Annotated in this window: 13 protein-coding genes; all 13 read left to right on the top strand. The window is 71.2% G+C overall.

Going from position 1 to position 16,836, the window contains the following annotated elements:
• The first annotated feature begins 253 nt into the window (after window positions 1-253).
• The 13 genes from AB0G15_RS34305 (at window position 254) to AB0G15_RS34245 (ending at window position 16,672) form a co-directional block, all read left to right on the top strand.
• The gene (locus AB0G15_RS34305; protein WP_362847996.1) at window positions 254-1,546 is read left to right on the top strand and encodes a folylpolyglutamate synthase/dihydrofolate synthase family protein; all 1,293 of its coding nucleotides are present in this window, start codon (window positions 254-256) and stop codon (window positions 1,544-1,546) included.
• A 171-nt stretch (window positions 1,547-1,717) separates the two neighbouring features.
• On the top strand, window positions 1,718-2,056 hold the full coding sequence (locus AB0G15_RS34300; protein WP_362847994.1) for a DUF4233 domain-containing protein: 339 nt from the start codon (window positions 1,718-1,720) through the stop codon (window positions 2,054-2,056).
• Window positions 2,057-2,067: 11 nt separating this feature from the next.
• Window positions 2,068-4,062, top strand: coding sequence for a hypothetical protein (locus AB0G15_RS34295; protein WP_362847992.1), 1,995 nt, complete (start codon window positions 2,068-2,070; stop codon window positions 4,060-4,062).
• A 91-nt stretch (window positions 4,063-4,153) separates the two neighbouring features.
• The gene (ndk, locus tag AB0G15_RS34290; RefSeq protein WP_329084418.1) at window positions 4,154-4,564 is read left to right on the top strand and encodes a nucleoside-diphosphate kinase; all 411 of its coding nucleotides are present in this window, start codon (window positions 4,154-4,156) and stop codon (window positions 4,562-4,564) included.
• A 191-nt stretch (window positions 4,565-4,755) separates the two neighbouring features.
• Window positions 4,756-5,787: a rod shape-determining protein gene (locus AB0G15_RS34285; protein ID WP_362682449.1), complete on the top strand. Its 1,032-nt coding sequence runs from the start codon at window positions 4,756-4,758 to the stop codon at window positions 5,785-5,787.
• Entirely contained in the window at window positions 5,787-6,755 is a 969-nt protein-coding gene (gene mreC / locus AB0G15_RS34280; protein ID WP_362847989.1) for a rod shape-determining protein MreC, read from the top strand. Before AB0G15_RS34285 ends, mreC begins: the two co-directional genes overlap by 1 nt.
• Window positions 6,756-6,759: 4 nt before the next feature.
• Entirely contained in the window at window positions 6,760-7,287 is a 528-nt protein-coding gene (gene mreD, locus AB0G15_RS34275) for a rod shape-determining protein MreD (protein ID WP_362847986.1), read from the top strand.
• Window positions 7,288-7,405: 118 nt separating this feature from the next.
• Entirely contained in the window at window positions 7,406-9,469 is a 2,064-nt protein-coding gene (gene mrdA, locus AB0G15_RS34270; RefSeq protein ID WP_362847983.1) for a penicillin-binding protein 2, read from the top strand.
• Window positions 9,466-9,642 (top strand): hypothetical protein, encoded by a 177-nt coding sequence (locus AB0G15_RS34265; protein ID WP_362847981.1) that lies wholly within the window; start codon window positions 9,466-9,468, stop codon window positions 9,640-9,642. The genes mrdA and AB0G15_RS34265 overlap by 4 nt, the downstream gene beginning before the upstream one ends.
• The gene (rodA, locus tag AB0G15_RS34260) at window positions 9,639-10,802 is read left to right on the top strand and encodes a rod shape-determining protein RodA (RefSeq protein WP_362847979.1); all 1,164 of its coding nucleotides are present in this window, start codon (window positions 9,639-9,641) and stop codon (window positions 10,800-10,802) included. The genes AB0G15_RS34265 and rodA overlap by 4 nt, the downstream gene beginning before the upstream one ends.
• Window positions 10,803-10,922: 120 nt before the next feature.
• Window positions 10,923-12,833 carry a TIGR03960 family B12-binding radical SAM protein gene (locus AB0G15_RS34255; RefSeq protein WP_362847976.1) on the top strand — a complete coding sequence of 637 codons (1,911 nt, stop codon included), beginning with the start codon at window positions 10,923-10,925 and terminating at the stop codon, window positions 12,831-12,833.
• Window positions 12,834-12,936: 103 nt separating this feature from the next.
• Window positions 12,937-13,716, top strand: coding sequence for a TIGR03936 family radical SAM-associated protein (locus AB0G15_RS34250; RefSeq protein WP_362847973.1), 780 nt, complete (start codon window positions 12,937-12,939; stop codon window positions 13,714-13,716).
• 97 nt (window positions 13,717-13,813) lie between these two features.
• Window positions 13,814-16,672 (top strand): Rne/Rng family ribonuclease, encoded by a 2,859-nt coding sequence (locus AB0G15_RS34245; RefSeq protein ID WP_362847970.1) that lies wholly within the window; start codon window positions 13,814-13,816, stop codon window positions 16,670-16,672.
• Window positions 16,673-16,836 lie beyond the last annotated feature (164 nt).

Below are 16,836 nucleotides of genomic sequence, written 5' to 3'. Positions count from 1 at the left end.
GGGGCCTTGCCAACGGGAAACCCCATCGGGAGAGAGTCTCGAGGCCTCTCGCTTTTCTCCGAGGTTCCTTGATTGCCAAGAGGCTCACCCAAGGCACTGCCAAGAGGCTCACCCAAGGCGTTGACTTCTCGGCCTGTGGAGTTTTATGCGGCACGGGGTCCGCGTTGCACCAGCCTTTACAGCCCTGTCCGGAACCCGCCCAAGACGTCAGTAGGCTGGAGACGTGGACTATCGAGCGGTTGAACAAGCGATCATGCAGCGTGGCGTCGAGTGGAACTTCGAGCCCAGCCTTGACAGGATCGCCGCGCTCGTGGATCTGCTCGGCTCTCCGCAGCACTCCTACCCCGTGGTGCACGTGGCCGGCACGAACGGCAAGTCGAGCACGACCCGGATGATCGAAGCACTCCTGCGCGAGCGCAACCTGCGGGTCGGCCGCTTCACCAGCCCTCACCTCGTTTCCATGCGCGAGCGCATCAGCGTGGACGGTGCCCCGCTCAGCGAGGAGCGTTTCGTCGAGGTGTACGAGGACATCGCGCCTTACCTGGAGATGGTGGACGCCCAGGGGCGGCGGCTCTCCTTCTTCGAGACCCTCACCGCGATGGCGTTCGCCGCCTTCGCCGACGCTCCGGTGGACGTCGCGGTCATCGAGACGGGAATGGGGGGCATCACCGATGCCACCAACGTCGCCGACGGCACCGTGGCGGTCATCACGCCCATCTCCCTCGACCACGTCGACTACCTCGGGCCCGACGTCGAGACGATCGCCGGGGAGAAGGCCGGCATCATCAAACCCGGTGCGACCGCGGTGCTGGCGCAACAGGAGCTTCCCGCGGCCTCGGTGCTGATGAGGCAGGCGGCCGACACCGGTGCCACCGTGGCACGTGAGGGACTGGAGTTCGGCGTGCTGAGCAGGGAGCTCGCCATCGGTGGGCAACTGCTCCGGCTCAAGGGGCTCAAGGGAACGTACGAGGACATTCTGCTCTCCCTGTACGGTGCCCATCAGGCGAGCAACGCCGCCTGCGCGCTGGCCGCGGTGGAGGCGCTGACCGGCGGGGACGAGCCTCTCGACGCGGAGCTGGTGCGGCAGGCGTTCCTGCAGGTGCGTTCGCCCGGCAGGCTCGAGGTGGTTCGCCGGGGGCCCACGGTGGTCGTCGACGCCGCGCACAACCCGGCGGGGATGCGGGCCAGCCTGGAGGCCGTACAGGAGTCCTTCGACTTCGCGAAGCTCATCGGCGTGGTGGCGGTGTTCGAGGACAAGGACGTCCAGGGCATCCTGGAACTGCTGGAACCGATGATGGACGAGATCGTGGTGACCAGGAACTCCTCGCCGAGGTCCATGGACGTGGACGATCTCGCCGCGCTGGCCGAGGAGATCTTCGGTCTTGACCGGGTGTACCAGGTCGAGCGGCTGGACAGTGCGATCGATCGGGCGATCGGCCTGGCCGACGCCATGGGCGAGTTCAGCGGGGCGGGGGTGCTGATCACCGGGTCGGTGGTGACCGCGGGTGACGCGCGGCTCCTGCTCAAGGCGGACGAGGCACGGTGAGCGGCCGGGGCGGGATGAGCGACGAGACGCGGTGCCCGGGCGGAACGCGCCGGGCGGGCACGACGCGGTGAGAGAACGAAGCGCAGTGGGGCGACACAGCGGGACGAGCCGGCCGGACACGGTGAACGCGGCGGGCGGGACATGGCCGAGGCGACTCTGGAGGAGCGGAAAATGATCACGGTCACTCCGGGGATGAGGCGTCTCTGCGCCAGCGTGCTCGGCATGGAGGCGATAGTCGTCGGCCTGTTCACGCCGGTCGCCATCAACACGCAGGGGATCGAACCGGCCGTCGCGGCCACCGTCGGCCTTGGCCTGGCGCTCCTTTGCGTGGTGGTGATTGGCCTGCTCAAACGGCCTTTCGCCTATGTCGCGGGAAGCGTGATCCAGGTGCTCGCCATCGCGTCCGGCCTCATGGTCCCGACCATGTTCTTCCTCGGAGCGATCTTCGCCGCGCTGTGGATCACGGCGATATTCGTCGCTCGCCGTGTCGAGGGCGTGACTTCTCGCTAAAGTCGGCCAACATGGCCGTCCCTCCCATCCAGCCGACTCGGGCGGTGTCCACCGGGCCCACGGGCCTGGTGCGCGCACTCCGTGTCTCCCTGATGCTCGACGTCGTCCTCGGACTGCTCGTCGCGGTAGTGCTGCCGCTGGCGATCGTCGCCATCCCCAACACCATCTCGGTGGTCGCCGCCCTCCTGCCGCCGGACATCTCGCAGATAGCGATGATCAGGGCGCACGGGCTGGCGCTACCCGCGATGGTCCTGACCGTGCCGGTGGCGGCGGTGGCCGCGCACCGGATGAGGGCGGCCCCGATGATGGTCGCGGGGCTGACCCTGCTCGCCTTCGCCGACGCGGCCGGTGGGTACGCCGGGTCCACGGCGCTGGTGGGGGTCCTGCGGGTCCTGCACGGGATCGGTGCGGGCCTGCTGGTCCCGGCCACCTTGATGGCCGTGTGGGGGCGTTCGGTGCTCCTGAGGGCCGTGTGGGCGGCCGCGTTGACGACAAGCCTCCTGGCCGCCCAGGCGCTCGCCCTGTGGCCCCTCGACCAGGTCGACTCCTGGCGGGTCACCCTCCAGCCGTACCCGATGCTCACCGGGGTCGCGCTCGTGCTCGCCGCGCTCTACCTGGTGCTGTGGCTGAGGGAAGGCGAGAGCGCCGCTCCCGTGCGGGCCGTCGCGGAACGCGGGCGCACGCTGTGGGTGGTGGTGCCCGCCGCGGGCGTCGCGGCCCTCGCCCTGGGCAGCACGTTCGACTGGTCTCCGAGCCTGGTGATCCGAGCGGCGCTGGTGTCCGTCGTCGTCCTGCTGGCCCTGGCCTCCTCCGGCGCCTCGAAGGGCGCCGTCGGCCGGGCGCCGGCCTACGTGATGGTCGCGGTCGGCGTCGTCGCCCTGCCGACCGCCGCCCAGATCACCTACGTCGAGCTCGGCGGGCTGGGAGGCCCCGGCCTGTCCGGCCTGTGGCCGGCCTTCGCGATCGCCGCGCTGGTGGGTCTCCTGTCCGCCACGCTGGCGAACCGGCTGGGTCACCTGGCCATGCCCATGGTCACCGCGGGCGGGCTCGTGGTGCTGGTCGCGGGGCTGTGCGCCGTGCGGCTGTTCCTTCCCGCCCCGGGCGGGCTCCCGCTGATCCTTCCGTTCGCGCTGCTGGCGGGCGGTGCCTCGGTGGCGCTCACCGGCGCGCTGCGCTCCTGCGGCGAGGGGGCCGCGCTCCTGGCACTGTCGTTGTTCTTCCCCGCGGTGCTCGTGGGCTTCCTGCTGGGCAGCGGCGTCCAGGTCACCCGCCTGGAGGAGGCCACGACCCCGCAGGCTCTGGTCGACGGGTTCGTGGACGCCCTGCATCTGTGGGCGCTGATCGGGGGCGGCCTGGTGCTCGTGGTGATCGTGCTCGGCGCCGTCCTGGCACGCCTCCGGCCCGGCACCCCGGCGAGCACCTGGGATACGGGGGACGCGAGGGACGTGAGAGATGCGCGGGACACCCTGGCCGGCACGTCCGGCACCTCGTCCGGCGCGGGTTCCGCCTCCGGGCTGGTGCCCTCCCCGGCGCGGGAGGTCGATCTCGCCGGCGGCGCGTGGCCGGCCGCGACGGCGTCAGGACCTCCCAAGCAGGCTCCTCCCAAGCAGACTGGATCCACAAAGCAGGCCGGGCAGTCCAAGCAGGCCGGGCAGAGCAGGCAGCCGGAACGGGACGGGCAGGCCGGGCAGGTGAGACACGCGGTGGTGCGGCCGCGGTCCGAGGCCGCGGCCGGTCCGCAGCCGCAGGTCCGTCCGGATCCCGAGGCCGGGCCCATGGCGGCGACCGAATCCATGAGCGGGTCCATGGCCGTCGGCGGGGGCGGGCACGGGGCGGGCAAGGGCGGCAGGCCCAGGCCCCGGCACGAGCCCGACCGCGTCCCCGAGCGCGACCCCGAGCCGGAGACGGAGACCGAGCAGGAGAAGGTCGTCGCGCCGCCCGTGGTGGTGCCACCGCCCGCGCCCTCGCCCGAGGACGGCCCGGGGAACGGGCCCGCCCTCCAGTGACCTCGCCGACCACGGGGAATCGCGCGAAGGACGGTAAACTTCGCGCGATTACCGCAGTCCGCGACCCATACGTGTTCAAAGGAGAACTTCAGTGTCCGAGCGCACCCTTGTCCTGATCAAGCCCGACGGTGTGGCACGTGGTCTCATCGGCGATGTGATCGCCCGTGTCGAGCGCAAGGGTCTGAAGGTCGTGGCGCTGGAGCTGCGCACCCTGGACGTCGACACCGCCAAGGTGCACTACGCCGAGCACTCCGAGCGGCCGTTCTTCGGCGAGCTGGTGGAGTTCATCACCTCCGGCCCGCTGGTCGCGCTGGTGCTCGAGGGGCCGCGCGCCATCGAGGCCTTCCGCGGTCTCGCCGGCCTCACCGATCCCGTCAAGTCCGCGCCCGGCACCATCCGCGGCGACCACGCCCTGGAGATCGGCGAGAACGTCGTCCACGGCTCCGACTCTCCCGAGTCCGCCGCAAGGGAGATCAAGATCTTCTTCCCGGACCGCTTCTAAACGCACGCTTTCGCCGCGTTTGCCGGGCCCCGCCGTCCTTGTGGACGGCGGGGCCCGGTGTATTCGGCCAACCCAAGATTTTGCTGCGGCAGGCCGCCTCATTGCGCTCAATGGTGGGTACGTCACGTTACGATTCGAGTGCGTTCCGTAGTTTTCGCCGACGACCTGACGGAAGGAGGCCGGCCTTCCTCATGGGCAGCAATCTTGCTTTTCTGGGCCGCGACATGGCGGTCGACCTCGGCACCGCGAACACTCTCGTGTACGTACGGGGTCGCGGGATCGTGCTCAACGAGCCGTCCGTCGTAGCGATCAACACCGCGACGGGGAAGATCGTGGCTGTTGGTATCGAGGCCAAGCGGATGATAGGCCGTACTCCCGGCAACATCGTGGCCATCCGCCCGCTCAAGGACGGCGTCATCGCCGACTTCGACGTCACCGAGCGCATGCTGCGCTATTTCATCCAGCGGGTGCACAAGCGCCGCCACTTCGCCAAGCCGCGCATCATCATCGCCGTGCCGAGCGGGATCACCGGGGTCGAGCAGCGGGCGGTCAAGGAGGCCGGTTACCAGGCGGGCGCGCGCAGGGTCTACATCGTCGAGGAGCCCATGGCCGCCGCGATCGGCGCCGGGCTTCCGGTGCACGAGCCCACCGGCAACATGGTGATCGACATAGGCGGTGGCACCACCGAGGTGGCGATCATCTCGATGGGCGGCGTGGTCACCAGCCAGTCGATCAGGGTGGGCGGCGACGAGATGGACCAGGCGATCATCGCCTTCGCCAAGAAGGAACACTCGCTCATGCTCGGCGAGCGCACCGCCGAGGAGATCAAGATGGCCATCGGCTCCGCGTGCATGCTCCCCGAGGAGAGCCATGCCGAGATCCGGGGCCGTGACCTGGTCAGCGGCCTGCCCAAGACGATCGTGGTGTCGGCCGCGGGGATCCGCAAGGCCATCGAGGAGCCGTTGAACGTGATCGTCGACGCGGTCAAGACCACCCTCGACAAGTGCCCGCCGGAGCTTTCCGGAGACCTGATGGACCGCGGGATCGCCCTCACCGGGGGCGGGGCGCTCCTCAAGGGCATGGACGAGCGGCTGAAGGCCGAGACCGGCATGCCGATCCACCTCGTCGACAACGCCCTCGACTCCGTCGCGCTCGGCTCGGGCAAGTGCGTCGAGGACTTCGACGCCTTGCAGCAGGTCCTGGTTCCCGAGCCGCGGCACTGATGAAGGACACCCGACGGGCACGGGTCAACCTGGGGCTGCTGCTGGCCGCCGCGCTCGTGCTCGTGACCATCGACCACCGTTCGGTCACGGAGTCACCGTTCGGCCCGCTCAGGACGGCCGGCACGACGCTGTTCGGCGCCGCGGAGAGCGCGGGGGCGGGGCTGGTGCGACCGGTCGGCGAGTTCTTCGAGACGATGGCCGGGGCTCCCTCGGCGCGCGCCCGCATCGAGCGGCTGCGTGCGGAGAACCAGCGGCTCAGGCACGACCTGGCGGCGCAGAGCCTCGATCGGGGGCGATCCCGGGAGCTTCGCAGGCTGCTCGGTGTCGCGGGGACCGGCGGATACCGGATCCTGCCCACCCAGGTGATCGCCCGGCGCGGCGCCCCCGGTTTCGAGGACGCCGTCGAACTCGACGTGGGACGCGCCGACGGGGTGCGTCCGGAGATGACCGTGCTGAACGCCGACGGCCTGGTCGGCAGGGTGGTCCAGGTGGGCCCGTCCACCTCGACGGTGGTCCTGCTCAGCGACCCCGCCTCGGCGGCCGGGGCCCGGCTGGAGGGCAGCAACGAGATCGGGGTGGTGCACGGCGTGGGGGAGCACGGCCGCCTCGTCCGGTTCCGGTTGCTCGACTCGACCGCGCCGATCACCCCGGGCCACCGCATCGTGAGTTTCGGCTCCCAGCGTGGCGCGCCGTACGTGGCGGGGGTGCCGATCGGGGTGGTGGAGCGGGTGGAGGCCACGCCGGGTGAGCTGACCCGCATCGCGTACGCGCGGCCGTCCGCCGATCTCACCGCGCTGGACGTGGTCGGCGTGGTGGTACGGGCGCCGCACCGCGACCCGCGTGACACGGTGCTCCCGCCCGGTCCGCGCGAGAAGAAGGCTTCGACGCCGGAGCGGTCCACGCCACGTCCGCCCGACTCCGGCCCGCGTGAGGCGGAGGCTCCTCGCGGCCGGCGAGAGGGGGCCTGACGGGATGGGCCGCAACGCGGCCTTCGGGCTGCTGCTCCTGGGGATCATGATCGTTCAGGTGACCGTCGTCAACAGGCTGCCGCTGCCCGGGCATGCCGCGCCGGATCTGGTGCTGCTCGCCGTGGTGGGGTACGCGCTGGCGCGCGGGGCAGCCGCGGGGGCGGTCACGGGCTTCGCCGCCGGGCTTGTCAGCGACCTGCTGCCGCCGGCGGCGCACCTGCTCGGGCACAACGCGCTCGTGCTCTGCCTCATGGGTTTCATGGCGGGACGCGCGGTGGAGAGCCGGCCGGGCGCGGAGCCGCTCACGGCGATGACCTGCGCGGTCGCCGGTCCCGTGGTCGCCCTGGTGACCGGGGCCCTGGTGGGGGATCCGCGGGCCGGGGTCTCCATGCTGACGACGGTGCTGCCGCAGGCGATGGCCTACAACCTGCTCGCCGCGCCCCCCGTGGTGTGGATGGCGCGAAGGCTCGTCCGAGGGCCGGAGTCGCGCCCTGTCCGGGTGCCCCGGCACGTCATGCGGAGTCGCCTATGAGGCCACGTACGCGGCCTCGTACGCCGTGGGGTCGCGGCGGGTCTCGCCGCGAGGGGAGCGGGGGGCCGGGCGGTTCGTGGGTCGGGGGTTCCGGCCGGGTGCGCGGGGAGGATGGGGCATGGGCCTGATGCGGGGGCGGCTGGTCGTGGTGCAGGTGCTGGTGGTGTCGATGCTGGCGCTGCTCGCCGTACGGCTCTGGCAGGTGCAGGTGGTGCGCGGTACGGAGTACGTGAAGGCCGCGACCGAGACGCGCACGCGTGACGTCGTCGTTCCCGCGGTGCGCGGGCAGATCCTCGATGCGACGGGCCGTCCGCTGGTGCGCAACCGGACCACGCTGGTGGTCTCGGTCGACCGTACGCGCTTGAACCGGATGGCGGGCAACGGCGAGGAGGTGCTCCAGAGGCTGGCCGGCGTGCTCGGCCGCCGTCCCACCGAGTTGCGGGAGCGGATCAGGGCGTGCGGCCCCGGGATCGCCCGCCCCTGCTGGCCGGGGTCCCCGTACCAGCCGATCCCCATCGACGTCGACGTCACCACGCGCGAGGCCCTGCAGATCCTGGAGCGGCAGGAGGAGTTCCCCGGGGTCACGGCCGAGGTGCAGGCGGTGCGGGAGTATCCGCGCAAGGGCGCGGGCGCGCAGGCGCTCGGCTACCTGCAGCCGATCACGCAGGAGGAGCTGGACAGGCGCGACGGGCTCAGGGCGGCGTTCTCCGGCGTCGACCTGGTGGGCAGGGACGGCCTGGAGTCGGTCTACGACGTGCCGCTGCGGGGGACGCCGGGGATGCGGCGGGTGCAGGTCGACCGGCTCGGCAAGGTCATCGGGGTGGAGCGGCACGTGCCGCCGATCCCGGGTGACACGCTCATCACCAGCATCGACGCCAGGGTGCAGACCTTGGCGGAGAAGGCCCTGGCCGAGGCGATGAAGGGCGCGCCCAAGGCCGACGGGGCGGCGGCGGTGGTGCTGGACGCGAGGACCAGCCGGGTGATCGCGCTGGCCAGCGCGCCGACGTACGATCCGGCGGTCTGGAGCGGGGGCATCTCCGAGACGGAGTACCAGCGCCTGCTGTCCGGCAAGACCGGCAAGCCGCTGGTGTCGAGGGCGATCAAGGGCGAGTTCGCGCCCGGTTCGACGTTTAAGGTGTCGTCGGTGTCGGCGATGCTCAAGGACGGCTACCCGCTGCACGGCAAGTACGACTGCCCGGGGTCCTTCATGGTGGGCGACCGGCCGTTCAACAACTTCCGCGGCATCGGGCTGGGCGTCCTCAACCTGCACATGGCGCTGGTGAAGTCGTGCGACACGATCTTCTACCGGGCGGCGTACGAGCAGTGGCTGCGTGACGGCGGGCTCAACCCCAAGGGGAGGCCCAAGGAGCCGATGGCGAACATGGCGCGCGCCTACGGGTTCGGCCGTCCCACGGGCATCGACCTGCCGGGCGAGTCACCGGGCAGGATCCCCGACCGGGCGTGGAAGAAGGCGCTCTGGGCGGTGACCAAGGAGGACAACTGCAAACGGTCCAAGACCGGCTATCCGGAGGTGGCCAAGAGCAGTCCCAGCAGGGCCGCGTTCCTCAAGCGGCTGGCGTACGAGAACTGCCTGGAGGGATTCCAGTGGCGGCCGGGTGACGCCGCCAACTTCTCCATCGGGCAGGGCGACGTGCTGGTGACGCCGCTGCAGCTGGCGGCGGCCTACGCGGCGCTGGTCGGGGACGGCAAGCTGCGCAGCCCCCGGGTGGGCTGGGCGCTGGTGCGTCCCGACGGCACCAAGGTCAAGGAGATCAAGGTGCCGGTGGTGGGCAGGCTGCCGATCACGCGGGAGGAGCGGGCCTACATCAAGGGCGCGCTGAGCGAGGTCGCCTCCGACGGCACCGCGGCCGGGGCCTTCGCGGGGTTTCCCATGGACAAGGTCAAGATCGGTGGGAAGACCGGCACCGCCGAGGTCTACGGCAAGGCCGACACGTCCTGGTTCGCCTCGTTCGCCCCGGCGGACAAGCCGAGGTTCGTGATCGTCGCCATGGTGTCCCAGGGCGGGATGGGCGGTCAGACCGCGGCTCCGGCGGTACGGAAGATCTACGAGGGCATCTACGGCTTCAAGCCCGACGGGAAGCCGTCCTCCTCGGCGCTGCCGGGCGGGCGCCCGGCGAGGGCGCTCCCGGTGATCGCCAAGGACGGGACGGTGTCGCGATGACGACCTCGACGACGCCGGTGGCGGTGATGACGGTGACCGTGCCGGAGGGCACGTTCGCGCGGGTGTCCGCGGGTGTGCCCGTCGCGGTGTCCGCCGCGGCGGGGCCGGCGAGGGTGCCGGTGGTGACCGTCGCGACGGCGTCGGCGGTGACGTCCGCCGGGGAGGCGGCGTGAACCGGGCGGCCGCGCCACCGAGGGCGTCCCTGGCCGGCCGGACGGTGGCGGCCGCCTCCACGGTGGGCCGGATGGACGGGCTGATGCTGGTCGCCGTCGCCGCGCTGGCGGTGATCGGCACGATGCTGGTCTGGTCGTCGACCAGGACGTGGGCGGCCGGCTCCACGGGACTGGTCAAGAAGCACATCCTCAACCTCGTCATCGGTGCGGTGCTGGCCGGTACGGCCGCGATGGTGGACCACCGTGCGCTGCGGGTCTTCGCGCCGCTGATCTACGGCGCGACGCTGGTCGGGCTGATCCTGGTGATCACGCCGCTCGGCAGCACCGTGAACGGCGCCCACTCGTGGATCATGCTGGGCGGCGGTTTCGCGTTCCAGCCGTCGGAGTTCGCCAAGCTCGGCCTGGTGCTGATGCTCGCCATGCTGCTGGCCCAGCCCGTCAGGGGCACCGACCGGCCGCGCGGCTTCGACGTCGTGATCGCGCTGGTGGTGTCCATGTTCACCATGGGCCTGGTGATGCTCCAGCCCGACCTGGGCACCACGATGGTCATCGGGGTGATCACCGCCGGCACGATCGTCGTGGCGGGGGTCCGCAAGCGCTGGATCGCCGGGCTCACCCTCAGCGTGATCGGCGCGGGGGTGGCCGTTTGGTTCCTCGACGTCCTGGAGCCGTACCAGATCGCCAGGTTCACCGCGTTCCTCAACCCGGCCAGCGATCCGCGCGGCGTCGGCTACAACAGCACCCAGTCGCTGATCGCGATCGGGTCGGGGGAGGTGTTCGGCAAGGGGCTCTTCGGGGGTGGCCAGACCACCGGCCGTTTCGTGCCCGAGCAGCACACCGACTTCATCTTCACGGTGGCGGGGGAGGAGTTCGGTTTCCTCGGCTCGGTCACCGTGGTGGCGCTGCTCGGGGTGATCCTGGTGCGCGGGGCGCGGATCGCGCGCGAGTGTGACGACCGGTTCGGCGCGCTGATGGCCGGTTCGATCGTGTGCTGGCTGGCCTTCCAGTCGTTCGTCAACATCGGGATGACCATCGGGATCATGCCGATCACCGGCCTTCCCCTGCCGTTCGTCTCCTACGGCGGCACAGCCACCTTCGCCAACATGATCGCCTTCGGCCTGCTCCAGGCGATCCACATGCGCAGGCAGCCGCTGCGGTGACTGTTTCCGCGCCTGTTGCGCGTTCGCACCGCCCGTGAGGAGCCGCGTCACCGGCCCGGCTCGCCGTGAGCGGGCGACGACCGCCTGTGGCACCCTCTCCAGGCGGATATTCTTGGTGGCATGTCTGTCGAGTCGCTGTTTCCCCGCCTGGAAGCGCTCCTGCCCAGGGTGCAGAAGCCGATCCAGTATGTCGGAGGTGAGCTCAACTCGACCGTCAAGGACTGGGACGAGGCCACGGTCCGCTGGGCGCTGATGTATCCGGACGCCTACGAGGTCGGGCTGCCCAACCAGGGCGTCCAGATTCTCTACGAGATCCTCAACGAGCTGCCGGAGACGCTGGCCGAGCGGACCTACGCGGTCTGGCCCGACCTCGAGGCGCTCATGCGATCCGAGGGCGTGCCCCAGTTCACGGTCGACGCGCACCGGCCCGTACGGGCGTTCGACGTGCTCGGGCTCTCCTTCTCGACCGAGCTCGGCTACACCAACATGCTGACCGCGCTGGATCTGGCGGGCATCCCGCTGGAGGCGGCCGACCGGGGCGAGGACGACCCGATCGTGCTGGCCGGCGGTCACGCGGCGTTCAACCCCGAGCCGATCGCCGACTTCCTCGACGCCGCCGTGCTGGGCGACGGGGAGCAGATCGCCATCGCGATCACCGAGGTCATCCGCGAGTGGAAGGCCGAGGGCAGGCCCGGCGGGCGCGACGGGCTGCTGATGCGGCTGGCCGAGTCCGGCGGGGTCTACGTGCCGAAGTTCTACGACGTCGACTACCACGCCGACGGCCGGATCCAGCGCGTCGCGCCCAACAGGTCGGGCGTGCCGTGGCGGATCCACAAGCACACCGTGATGGACCTGGACGAGTGGCCCTACCCCAAGAAGCCGCTGGTCCCGCTGGCCGAGACCGTGCACGAGCGGTTCAGCGTGGAGATCTTCCGCGGGTGCACCCGGGGGTGCCGGTTCTGCCAGGCCGGCATGATCACCCGTCCGGTGCGCGAGCGCTCGATCACCACGATCGGCGACATGGTCGAGGCGGGCGTCAAGGCGTCCGGCTTCAACGAGGTCGGCCTGCTGTCGCTCTCCTCGGCCGACCACTCCGAGATCGGCGAGGTCGCCAAGGGGCTGGCCGACCGCTACGAGGGCACCAACACCTCCCTGTCGCTGCCCTCGACCCGGGTCGACGCCTTCAACATCGACCTGGCCAACGAGTTCTCCCGCAACGGCCGCCGCTCGGGCCTGACGTTCGCTCCCGAGGGCGGTTCCGAGCGGATGCGCAAGGTGATCAACAAGATGGTCACCGAGGAAGACCTGATCAGGACGGTCACCACCGCGTACACCCAGGGCTGGCGGCAGGTGAAGCTCTACTTCATGTGCGGCCTGCCCACCGAGGAGGACGCCGACGTCCAGGGCATCGCCGACCTGGCCAAGAAGGTCATCAAGGCGGGCCGCGAGGCCACCGGGTCGCGCGACGTCCGCTGCACGGTCTCCATCGGCGGTTTCGTCCCCAAGCCGCACACCCCGTTCCAGTGGGCCGGCCAGGCCGACCACGAGACGGTCGACCGCAGGCTCAAGGCCTTGAAGGAGGCCCTGCGCGGAGACCGGGACTACGGCCGTGCCATCGGCCTTCGCTACCACGACGGCAAGCCCTCGATCGTGGAGGGCCTGCTCTCCCGGGGGGACCGCCGGGTCGGGAAGGTCATCCGCGCTGTGTGGGCGGGGGGCGGCCGGTTCGACGGCTGGAGCGAGCACTTCTCCTACCAGCGCTGGATGGACGCCGCCGCCGAGGTCGGCGTCGACGTCGACTGGTACACCACGCGCGAGCGCGAGGAGAACGAGGTCCTGCCCTGGGACCACCTCGACGCCGGTCTCGACCGCGAGTGGCTCTGGCAGGACTGGCAGGACGCGGTCAACGACGTCGAGGTCGAGGACTGCCGCTGGACCCCGTGTTACGACTGCGGCGTCTGCCCCACGATGGGGACCGAGATCCAGATCGGGCCCACCGGGAAGAAGCTGCTGCCACTGACGGTTGTCTGAGGTGGGCGGTGCGTGAGCACCGCTCCCTTCGAAACGACGACCACGACTTGGGAAGGACGACACCACCCTGAAACCCGCTCCCGACGGGCCGCCGCCCGCGCCCGTGGTGCAGCGCCTGCGCGTGCGCTACGCCAAGCGCGGCCGCCTGCGCTTCACCAGTCACCGCGACATCACCCGGGCCCTCGAACGGGCGGTCCGGAGAGCCGACGTCCCGGTGGCGTTCAGCGCGGGCTTCTCGCCCCACCCGAAGATCTCCTACGTGGGAGCGGCCGCCCCCACCGGGGTCGCCAGCGAGGCCGAGTACTTCGAGATCAGCGTGACGCGCGAGTGTGACCCCGAGCGGCTGCGAGCCGCCCTGGACGCCTCGCTGCCGCCCGGTCTCGACGTGCTCGACGTCGTCGAGGCGGGCTCCGCGAGCCTGGCCGACCAGATGGAGTGCTCGGCGTGGGAGTTGCGGCTGCCAGGAGCCGATCTCGCCCTCGCCGGGGCCGCGGCCGAGAAATTCGTCGCCACGGACCACATCGAGGTCGAACGCCTTACGAAGAAGGGGATGCGACGCTTCGACGCACGTGAAGCGGTGCTGAGCCTCGGGGTATTTGAGAGAACTGAGACAACAGCAGGTCAGGCGTCCAGTCAGCCATGTGTCATACTTCGCATGGTTGTACGGCACGAAACTCCTGCCGTTCGACCCGACGACGTTCTCACTGGACTGCGTCTTGTGGCTGACTTCGCGCCGCCGGTGCCCCCCGAGGTGACCAGGCTGGCGCAGGGCCCGCTGGACGTTCACACCGGTGAGCCCGCCGATCCGTTCGGCCTTGACCGCGACATCACGCGCGGCGGCGAAGCGGAACCGGTGGGCAGGCACGTCGGCGGCGACATATAGGACTTGGCGCCGGGCCCCAGGCCTGGCGGACAGTGAGAGACGAGAGCTCCCGCGCGGCGCGGAGACGCGCCCGGGAGCTGAACGGGAGAGCGCCCGCATGCTCGACAACGAGCCCATCGCCGGGGTGAACACCCCTGGCGGGGATACGACAACAGAAGACACCCGGCCACCGGCGACCCGCCGCAGGGCCGCGAGCCGGCCCGCCGGACCTCCGCCGGAGGAACCGGAGCCGGCCCCCGTGGTGACGGCCCCACCCGCGCCGGTCGCGGAGACCGTGCCTTCCGCGCCGCCTACGGCCTCCGACGCGCCCGAGGCGGAGCCGTCGGCCGAGGCGCCGGAGCCCGCGGTGGCGGCCCCCAAGCGCGCCGGCAGGCGCAAGACGGCCGCGGCGGACGGTACGACCACCACCACGCGGCGTAGCCGTGCGAAGAAGCCGCCGGCCGAGCCGGCCGTCGAGGCCGTCGAGGCCGCGGAGCCCGCCGGGACGGGGCCCGCTCCGGTCGCGGAGACGGCGGCGCCCGCGGCACCCGCGGTGGCGCCGCCCGCCGCCGTGCCGGACCCCTTCGCCATTCCCCAGCCTTTCGCCGAGGCCGAGACCGAGACCGGAGCCGAGCCCGCGCCCCAGGAGGCGCCCGCCGCTCCCGCCAAGCGCACCCGTACGCGCAAGAAGGCCGCCCCGCGCGAGACGCCGCAGGCCGAGCGGAGCGTCCCCGACGTGTCCCCGGCCGACGCGGAGGAGATCGAGGCGGAGCTGCTGCTCGACCTGCCCGCCGACGAGCCGCTCGACGACGAGCCCGCGGGCGAGGACATCGTCGAGGAGCGGTCCGTCCTGTTCGCCGACCCCTTCGGGCTGGCCGGCCAGGAACGTTCCGAGGTGCCCTCGGTGACCTTCCAGGCGCCCGCCGCGGTGTTCCAGCCGCTGTTCCAGGCCCCCGACCCGCAGCGGGCCGCTCAGCCCGCCACGCGTCCCGCGCCGGTCCAGCCCGCCGCGCCGGAGCCCGAGCCCGCCGAGACGAAGGCCGAGAAGGTCGACAGGGCCGAGCTCGCCGAGGAGATCGAGGACGACGACTCCGACGGCGACGGCGACGACGACGCCAGCGGCCGCCGGCGCCGGCGCCGCAGGGGCGGCCGGGGCCGCGGCAAGGCGCGCGACCTCGACGAGTCCGAGGAGACCGAGGCCGAGCAGGACGACGAGGAGCGGCCCGAGGCCGAGCAGGACGACGACTCCGAGAGCGGCAGCTCGCGCCGGCGTCGCCGCAGGCGGCGCAGGGGCACCGACGAGCCCGGCGACGTCCCGGACGACCCGCCGAACACGGTGGTGCGCATCCGCGCGCCCCGCGCCGGGCGCAGCACCTCGGTGGACGAGGTGCAGAGCGTGCGCGGCTCGACCCGCCTGGAGGCCAAGAAGCAGCGCCGCCGCGAGGGCCGCGAGCTCGGCCGCAGGCGTCCGCCGATCATCACCGAGTCGGAGTTCCTGGCCCGCAGGGAGTCCGTCGAGCGCATGATGGTGGTCCGCCGCACCGGCGGGCGCACCCAGATCGCGGTGCTGGAGGACGGCGTCCTCGTCGAGCACTACGTCAACCGCGAGGCGAGCCAGTCGTACGTGGGCAACGTCTACCTCGGCAAGGTGCAGAACGTCCTGCCGAGCATGGAGGCGGCGTTCGTCGACATCGGCAAGGGCCGCAACGCGGTCCTGTACGCCGGTGAGGTGAACTTCGACACCGCCGGGCTGGAGGGACAGCCCAAGCGGATCGAGGTGGCGCTGAAGTCGGGCCAGTCGGTGCTGGTGCAGGTCACCAAGGACCCGATGGGCCACAAGGGCGCCCGCCTGACGAGCCAGATCAGCCTGCCGGGACGTTACCTGGTCTACGTGCCCGACGGCTCGATGACCGGCATCAGCCGCAAGCTCCCCGACAAGGAGCGGACCCGCCTCAAGAGCATCCTGAAGAAGGTCATGCCGGAGAACGCGGGGGTCATCGTCCGTACGGCCGCCGAGGGCGCGTCGGAGGACGAGCTGGCCCGCGACGTGGCCCGGTTGTCGGCGCAGTGGGAGAACATCCAGCGCAAGGCCAAGTCGGCCAGCGCGCCCGAGCTGCTCTCCTCCGAGCCCGACCTGACCGTCCGGGTGGTCCGCGACGTCTTCAACGAGGACTTCGCCTCGCTCGTCGTCGCGGGCGACGTGTGGGAGACCGTCGACGAGTACGTCCGCTACGTCGCCCCGCACCTGGCCGACCGCCTCAGCAAGTGGGAGGAGGGCGGTGACGTCTTCGCCGCGTACCGGATCGACGAGCAGATCGCCAAGGCGATGGAGCGCAAGGTCTGGCTGCCCAGCGGCGGCTCGCTGGTGATCGACAGGACCGAGGCCATGACCGTGGTCGACGTCAACACCGGCAAGTTCACCGGCCAGGGCGGCAACCTCGAGGAGACCGTCACCCGCAACAACCTGGAGGCGGCCGAGGAGATCGTCCGCCAGCTCAGGTTGCGCGACATCGGCGGCATCATCGTCATCGACTTCATCGACATGGTGCTGGAGAACAACCGGGACCTGGTGCTGCGGCGGCTGCTGGAGTGCCTGGCCCGCGACCGCACCAAGCACCAGGTGGCCGAGGTGACCTCCCTGGGCCTGGTCCAGATGACGCGCAAGCGGGTCGGCCAGGGCCTCCTGGAGGCCTTCTCCACCGTCTGTGAGTGCTGCAACGGCCGTGGCCTGCACGTCTCGTCCGAACCGGTCGAGGGCAAGCCCGAGCCGCGCGGCACCCAGGGCAAGATGGCCGTGGAAAAGGCCGTCGCGGAGAAGCTCGGCAAGGACGGTAACCACGCGGTGGCGGCCGGTGACCCCTCTGGCCGTGATACGGTGACCGATGCGCTTGACGGAGTCCAGCACGAGGACGGTCAGGCAGCACAGGCTTCTGGCCGGGGGCGGAGACGCTCCCGCAAGGCCAGGCCGGCCGATTAGACCCCGTCCCGCACAGGGACGGGGCCGAAGGTCGGCACCCCCGACGTTCCGCCCGGTTCGACCAGGACACCGTCAATCCGGTACCCTGGTGAACCGGTGCGCTCATGGCGCGCCCTGTTCGCGCGCCTACCCGGTACGTCATCAATGACCACAGCCGGATGCGG

Origin of the sequence: Streptosporangium sp. NPDC023825 (genome assembly GCF_040639575.1) — a bacterium.
Lineage (GTDB): Bacteria > Actinomycetota > Actinomycetes > Streptosporangiales > Streptosporangiaceae > Streptosporangium.
Note: the sequence above shows the minus strand (reverse complement) of the source record. Positions and strands in the feature narration are given on the sequence as shown.

Excerpts from the sequence above, each read along its gene's own strand:
- AB0G15_RS34255 (WP_362847976.1), top strand. The coding sequence starts at position 10,923 with ATGTCTGTCGAGTCGCTGTTTCCCCGCCTGGAAGCGCTCCTGCCCAGG.
- AB0G15_RS34285 (WP_362682449.1), top strand. The coding sequence starts at position 4,756 with ATGGGCAGCAATCTTGCTTTTCTGGGCCGCGACATGGCGGTCGACCTC.
- AB0G15_RS34300 (WP_362847994.1), top strand. The coding sequence starts at position 1,718 with ATGATCACGGTCACTCCGGGGATGAGGCGTCTCTGCGCCAGCGTGCTC.
- AB0G15_RS34305 (WP_362847996.1), top strand. The coding sequence starts at position 254 with ATGCAGCGTGGCGTCGAGTGGAACTTCGAGCCCAGCCTTGACAGGATC.
- mreC (WP_362847989.1), top strand. The coding sequence starts at position 5,787 with ATGAAGGACACCCGACGGGCACGGGTCAACCTGGGGCTGCTGCTGGCC.
- AB0G15_RS34265 (WP_362847981.1), top strand. The coding sequence starts at position 9,466 with ATGACGACCTCGACGACGCCGGTGGCGGTGATGACGGTGACCGTGCCG.
- AB0G15_RS34295 (WP_362847992.1), top strand. The coding sequence starts at position 2,068 with ATGGCCGTCCCTCCCATCCAGCCGACTCGGGCGGTGTCCACCGGGCCC.
- mrdA (WP_362847983.1), top strand. The coding sequence starts at position 7,406 with ATGGGCCTGATGCGGGGGCGGCTGGTCGTGGTGCAGGTGCTGGTGGTG.
- AB0G15_RS34245 (WP_362847970.1), top strand. The coding sequence starts at position 13,814 with ATGCTCGACAACGAGCCCATCGCCGGGGTGAACACCCCTGGCGGGGAT.
- mreD (WP_362847986.1), top strand. The coding sequence starts at position 6,760 with ATGGGCCGCAACGCGGCCTTCGGGCTGCTGCTCCTGGGGATCATGATC.